General features: G+C 77.2%; 4 protein-coding genes. 1 reads left to right on the top strand and 3 read right to left on the bottom strand.

The window, feature by feature from the left end:
• Positions 1-172 precede the first annotated feature (172 nt).
• The 3 genes from RI554_09955 to RI554_09945 all read right to left on the bottom strand — a co-directional run bounded on the left by RI554_09955 (position 173) and on the right by RI554_09945 (position 3,972).
• On the bottom strand, positions 173-646 hold the full coding sequence (locus tag RI554_09955; protein MDR9392338.1) for a hypothetical protein: 474 nt from the start codon (positions 644-646) through the stop codon (positions 173-175).
• Positions 647-718: 72 nt separating this feature from the next.
• Positions 719-2,029, bottom strand: coding sequence for a TetR/AcrR family transcriptional regulator (locus RI554_09950; protein ID MDR9392337.1), 1,311 nt, complete (start codon positions 2,027-2,029; stop codon positions 719-721).
• Positions 2,026-3,972 (bottom strand): BTAD domain-containing putative transcriptional regulator, encoded by a 1,947-nt coding sequence (locus RI554_09945; protein ID MDR9392336.1) that lies wholly within the window; start codon positions 3,970-3,972, stop codon positions 2,026-2,028. The genes RI554_09950 and RI554_09945 overlap by 4 nt, the downstream gene beginning before the upstream one ends.
• A 64-nt stretch (positions 3,973-4,036) precedes the next feature.
• Between RI554_09945 and RI554_09940 the strand changes: the two genes are divergently transcribed.
• On the top strand, positions 4,037-4,896 hold an 860-nt coding region (locus RI554_09940), incomplete at its 3' end, for a GNAT family N-acetyltransferase (GenBank protein ID MDR9392335.1).

Below are 4,896 nucleotides of genomic sequence, written 5' to 3'. Positions count from 1 at the left end.
CCGGAAGGCCCGACGAACGGGCGTCCGACGTCGAGCCGCTCGCTTCCGGAGCTCCGAACGCCGCCAACCCACCGCCCCCTCGCCGCCCCCGCGCCGCCCCCACGCGACGAGGGGGCGGCGCCTTCGTTGGGGCGTCCCGATTCGCTGGGGCGTCCGGAGCGGCGTGCTCGCGTCAGCCGCGCACGCGGAGCGGCAGCTCCCGCGACGCGTGCTGCTGGAGGTAGACCAGCCACCCGGCCAGGCTCAGGTCGCCGAGGTCGTTGTGCGGCACCGTCTCGCTCGGGGACACCCCCTGGTCGTGAAGGGTGCGCGCCAGCGCGACGGTCTCCTCGCGGGTCGCCGCCATCGCGGCGGCGAGCGCCTCGACGCCGTCGCCGACGTCGGGCCGGTAGGGGTGGTAGGCGTCCATCGTCAGGGCCTCGCCCAACGCCACCCGGAGCCGCGATTGGCCCCAGCGCTCGATGCCGACGCAGTGCGCGATCGCTTCGCGGTTGGCGGCGGTGTCGGGCTTGCCGGCGAGGTGGTCCGCGATCGGCGGGTAGGCGTTCTGGAGGTCCTCGGCGAGGTCCTGGAAGCTGCGGTGCCGCGCCCTACGTTCCGCGGCGGGGCGCAGCACGAACCCGATGGCCTTCTGCAGGATGCGCATGCCCCCAGTGCAGCACGCCACGCCCGATCGGTGCGTCGGCCGGACGCGCGGCGCCGCCGGGCGGCGCCGCGCTCACGCCTGCCCGGGGCCCTGCCCCACGTGCGGGTCGGTCACGACGTTCCACGGAAGCGCATGGACGCTGGGGACGAACGAGGCGAGGAGGACGACGCCGGTGCCCAGGGCGGTGCCGGCGTGGAAGCTGGCGCGGGCGGCGACGTCGCCGACGTCCCCGAACGCGTCACGACTCGACACGAACATCGCTTCGCGTTCGGCGTGCAGCACCTCGCGCAGGGCGGGCTCGTGCCACGCCACGCGGTGCAGCTCGAGCGCCAGCGCGCGGGCGCGCGTCCCCCCCGGCCGGGTGGCGTCGCGGAGCGTGATGGCGCGCCCCGTCGCGTCGCCGTACTGCTCCCGGTAGCGCCGCAGCCGCACCTCGACGTCGGCCAGCACCTTGCTCTGCAGGCGGCGGGTGGCGTCGACGAACAGGTCCAGTTTCGTGTCGTAGCGCCCGAACAGGAACCCCTCGGAGACGTGGGCGCGGCGGCAAATCGCGTCGGTCGAGGCCCCGTCGAAGCCCGCCTCGCTCACCAGGTCGAGGGTGGCGTACAGCAGCTCGTCGAGATCGTCGTCGCCGGTGTCGAGCGGCGGCCAACGCAGCCAGGCGGCGTCCGGCGGAACGACGTCCGCCACGGCCGTCGACGTCCAGTCGGTCGGCGGGACCGCGGCCGCGAGGGCGCGGGCGAGGCCCGCCGCTTCGCTGCGCAGGTCGACGGGGGGGTCGGGGTGCGTGCGGGCGAACAGCGCGAGCCCGAGCGCGGTCGCGAGGAGGTAGGCGCGCCCGGTCGCCGCGGCGGCGGCGGCCTGCGGGCAGGTGCCGACCGGCAGCTGCGGACGGGTCCAGGCGCGCATCGACGCCCCGAGGTCGGCGTCGACGGCGCGGCGGACGTCGTCGTCGAACGGCGCGACGAGGAGCGCCTCGAGCGCCGCATCGAGCGTCTCCGTGGCCGCGGGGTCGTTCGGCCTGCGCCGCGGCGCGAGGGCGGTGAGGGCGTCGGCGAGGGCGCGGCCGGCCTCGCACGGGTGCGCCGGCCGGGCGTCCGGCCCGACCGTCGGGGCGGCGTCGAGGACCGCCTCGAGGTGGTCGAGAAGGGCGGGGCCGAGGTGGACGGTCCAGACGCGGGCGACGAGCTCACCGCGGTGGGCGTACCGGTCGCGGAGGGGGCGCTTCGAGAGGCCGGCGCGGCGGGCGACGGCGTTGAACGACGTCCCGGCCCACCCCTCGGCCGCGAGGACCTCGATCGCGGCGCGCTCGATGCGCGCGTCGTTGCGCGCGACCCGCCCGGCGCGCCCCCCCTGGGGGCCGTCGTGTCGTGCGAGCGTCACCGGGTCCCCCCGAGCGAGCGCCGCAGCTCCGCCCCGGCCGGCGGGGTGCGCGTCGCGGGGTGCGTGGGGGGCGGCGTGCGGTCGGCGCGCGCGTCGGCGTGCACCGAGCGGGGGACGGCGTCGTCGAGGGCGCCGGGCGCGTCGAGCGGCGCGTGCGCCAACAGGCTTCGGAGAGGCACGGTGAGCGCGACGGCGTCGCGCCGCGACGCCCCGTCGCCGCGCGGCGGATCGAGCCAGCGGCGGGCGTCGAGGCGCCCGAGGGCGCGCGCGACCAGGTCGGGGGCGAGGCCGGTCCGTTCCGCCAGCGCCTCCGCCGTCGCCGGCGCGCCCGTGGAGGCGAGCGCGACGGCGACCTGCCGCACCGGGCCGGGCAGCGCCGCGACGTCGAGGCCGTAGAGGCGGCGCAGCGAGCGGTGCCAGGGGGACAGGGCGCTCGCCTCGGGGTGGCGGTCGGCCCCTTCGAGCAGGGAGCCGCTCGACGCGCCCTCCGTCGCGAGCGCCGCGACGCCGTCGCGAGCGGCGCGCTCCATCGCCAGGATCGTCGCGACGGGGTGCCCCCCGAGCGTCCGGAGGGCCGACGTCACCCGCCGGCGTTCGCTGAGCGTCGTCGGTCCGTGCGCACCCAGCCGCCGGGCGGCGGCGAGGCCGAGCGCGACGGCCGGCTGTTCCGCCCACGCGTCGGGCCAGATCTCGGTGCCGGTGCGGGGGCTCGGTAGCGGCGCGACGACGTGGACGCGCTCCCCGTCGAGGCCGAGCGGTTCGCGACCGACGTGGACGACGGTGACGTCGCCGCGCGCCCGCAACCAGGCGGCGAGGGAGGAGGCGACGTCGAGGTCGGGGTGCACGTCGTCGAGGATCACGTGGACGGCGCCACCCCCGTGCGGCGTCTGCAGCGCCGCGAAGCGCTCGTGGTCGACGCGGCGCTCGTCCTCCTGCCCGGGAAGGCCGAGCGCGACCGCGACGCGACTCCACGCGAAGGGCACGTCGAGGACGCCGTGCAGGGGCACGCGGGCGGTGCCGCCCGGCGCGCGGTCCTGCACGCGGCGGGTGGCGGCGTAGGCGACGCGCGACGTCCCGACGCCCGGCGCGCCGACGACGCTGACCAGGCGCACGGTTGGGTCGGCGACGAGGGTGGCGACGTCGGCGACGTCACGTTCCCGGCCGATCATTGGGAGGCGCGCCCAGGCGGTTTCGCTCTGGAGCGGCGCGGCGATCTTCGGGCCCACCGCGCGGTGCACGAGGCCGACGGTGGTGCTCGAGGGTTCGATGCCCAAGTGGTCGCGGAGCGCGATACGGCACTCCTCGAACGCCGCCTCCGCGGCGTCGATGTCGCCGGCGCGCGACGCGACCCGGATCGTCGCCTGGTAGGCCTCCTCCGCCCAGGGGCGGACGTCGGCGGCGCGGCGCCAGAGGGCGAGCGCGTCCTCCAGGCGTCCGTCCCCCTCCGCGGCGCGGGCGGCGCGGTCGAAGGCGTCGTACGCCTCGCTGCGCACCGTTTCGCGCTCGCGCCGCACCCAGGTCGCGAACGGCGCGGCGCCGGCGTCGTCGAAGCCGTCGAGGAAGGGGCCGTGCAGGAGCTGGGGGCCCGACGCTTCGCCGTCCGCCGCGACGCCGCGCGCCCAGGTGCGGAACGCCGCCAGGTCGGTCGCGACCGGCGCGCCGGGGGCGAAGCCCACCTGCCGGCGGTCGATGGCCAGGTAGGCGCCGTAGTGCTTCTTGAGGTCGCTCAGCACGACGCGGAGGTTGTTGCGCGCGGCGCGGCCGTCCTTGTCGGACCACAGGAGATCGACGAGCGCCTCGCGGTCGACGGGGCCGTCGGCGGCGGCGAGGTGGAACAGGACGGCGTAGCCCTTGCGGTGGCGCAGGGCGGGCGCCTCCGCCCCGTCGAGCGCGAGGGTCGGCGTACCGGTCAGGCGAACGTGGAGCGGTGCGGGCGTCGTCACCCGTTAACAATACACGTGCGCGCTAATGTTCGGGCCCGAATCGCGCGTGCTACCCTGCCTCGCAATGGACGACGTCACCGTCCGGCACTACCCCGATGCCGCCGCCTACCGGCGCATCGTCGAGCCGCTGCTCCTCGAGCGCGAAGCGGCGAACTGCATCCAACTCGGCGTCCTCGCCTCCCTCACCGGGGGAGCGCACCGCGACGCCTTCCTCGCTACCGTCGAGCGCGACGGCGTCCCGCAGCTCGCAGCGATGCGCGTCCCACCCCACGACCTGACGCTCTCGCAGGCCCGCGACGTCGCGGCGGTCGACCCGCTGGTCGAACGCCTCCTCGCCGCGGAGCGCGGCGCGACGTTCGAACCCGAAGCGGCGCAGGAGGCGCTCGGGCGCGTCGCGGGGGTGCGCGGCGACCCCGAGGCCGCCGAGGCGTTCGCCGCCGCCTGGGCGGCGGCGAACGGCGGGGAGGTCGAAACCGTCGCGCGGCTCAACGTCTACGAGGCGCGCGACGCGCACGCCGCCGACGTCCCCGGCCACGCCGACCGCGCCACCGACGCCGACCACGACCTGCTGGCCGGCTGGATTCACGCCTTCTACACCGAAGCGGTCCCGCACGAACCGCAGCACGCCGAGGCCGCCGTCACCCGCTGGTTGTCCGGCGACGGGCGCACCCTGTGGATCTGGCGGACCGACGACGGACCGGTGACGCTGGTCGGGCTCGGGCACCCCACGCCCCACGGGGTGCGCATCCGCGCGGTCTACACCCCCCCCGAGCACCGCGGGCGCGGCTACGCGCAGGCGGCGGTCGCCGCCGTCACGCGCCACCTGCTCGAGCAGGGCCGCCGCCCGTTCGTCTTCGCCGACGAGGCCGACGCCGGCGCGAACCACGTCTACGCCGGTGTGGGCTTCGAGGTGGTCGGCACGTC

Source organism: Trueperaceae bacterium, from assembly GCA_031581195.1.
Classification (GTDB): Bacteria; Deinococcota; Deinococci; order Deinococcales; family Trueperaceae; genus SLSQ01.
The sequence above is the reverse complement of the archived record's forward strand: the minus strand, read 5'-3'. Positions and strand labels throughout refer to the sequence as shown.